This is a genomic window from Mycobacterium sp., from assembly GCF_008709575.1.
Classification (GTDB): Bacteria; Actinomycetota; Actinomycetes; order Mycobacteriales; family Mycobacteriaceae; genus Mycobacterium.
Genome location: NZ_VYIK01000147.1, coordinates 1 through 1,467, shown reverse-complemented (window position 1 = coordinate 1,467; position 1,467 = coordinate 1). Strand labels below are relative to the sequence as shown.

Here is a 1,467-nt window from a genome sequence, read left to right as displayed (position 1 = left end):
CGTTTTTTCCGTCCAGTGCCGGGTTGAATCCCAGTTTGACGGTCGCGGCCAACGCCCTGCGGGTAGCCGAGCACATCAACCAGGAACATTTCGCCACGTGATGCTTTGCTCCCCATCGCCGCCGAGCGCCCCGACAGGGCACGACCATCGGTTGGTCGCTCGACTTGCTTGACTACTACCAGAAGATCTTGCTTTGGTTGGGCTGTCCCCGGTCCGGTTCGCGGTGGGGGTTGGCGGCCCGAACTTGTCGGACCCGGGTGCGATGATGCGGGTATGTCGTCAAGCGCATCGCCTACCGCGCCGGTGGGTCCTGATCAGCGCCTGGAGGTGCTCTTCGAGGAGTTGGCGGAGTTGGCCGGTCAGCGCAACGCCATCGATGGGCGAATTGTGCAGATCGCCGCCGAAATTGACCGCGAGCAGTTGTGGGGGGCGACGGGGGCGCGGTCGGTGGCGGGGTTGGTGGCTTGGAAGCTGGGGGGTGTCGGCGGGCAATGCCCACAGCATCGCCACCGTCGCGCACCGGGTGGAGCAGTTTCCCCGCTGTGTGGCGGGCTTGGCCGAGGGCCGGCTGTCGCTGGATCAGGTGGGGGTGATCGCCGCCGGGGCGGGTAAGGGATCGGATGAGCATTACGCGGCGTTGGCGGCGGTGGCCACGGTCAACCAGCTGCGCACGGCGATCAAGCTCGAACCGCGACCCGAGCCTGATCCGCGCCCGCAGCCGCAGCGGTCGATCAGCAAAACCTGCGGCGAGCAGTCCTGCTGTTGGCGCATCACCTTGCCCCACGAGGAGGCCGCGATGTTCGACGCCGCGCTGGCAGCACATCGCGAGGCGCTGATCGGCGAGTGGACGCAGGATCGCAGCACCCCCGGGGCCGCATCCGATGCCGCACCGCCCATGCCGGGCACCGTGGAGGCGTTTCTGCGGCTAGTCGAGACCGGCTGGGACGTCGAAGCGCTCCGCCGCCCGCACGGGTTGCACACCACCGTGGTGATCCCCGTCGATGTCGCGCAGCGCGCCGCCGTGCTGCACCTGGGTCCAGCACTGAGCGACGCCGAGCGCCGGTATCTAAGCTGTGATGCCCGCTGCGAGGTCTGGTTTGAGCGCGACGGGCAGGTTATCGGCGCCGGGCGAACCACCCGGGTGATCAGCCGGCGGCTGCGCCGCGCGCTGGAGCACCGCCAGTCCTGCTGCGCGGTGCCCGGCTGCGGGGCCACCCGCGGCCTGCACGCCCATCACATTCGCCATTGGGAAGACGGCGGGCCCACCGAGTTGGCCAAGGTGAGATGTCTATGTCGATTGGGCCGTGATGCCGATGAAAAGCAGCTGGTGAATGGGCCGATGAGGGTATGGGGTGTCGTTCGCGATGCGTGAGCCAGGTGTGATTTGTCTGCCGGATTGTGGCAGCGAGAGCCTGACACGAAAATAACGGTGACCACAAGCTGGTGAGGGCAGGTAGGGGTGACCCG

1 pseudogene is annotated in these 1,467 nt (G+C 67.5%); it reads left to right on the top strand.

Annotation, left to right across the window (positions count from 1 at the left end):
- Positions 1-273: 273 nt before the first annotated feature.
- Positions 274-1,276, top strand: a pseudogene (locus F6Q13_RS17365) (DUF222 domain-containing protein); the annotation flags it as partial.
- Between the last annotated feature and the right edge of the window lie 191 nt (positions 1,277-1,467).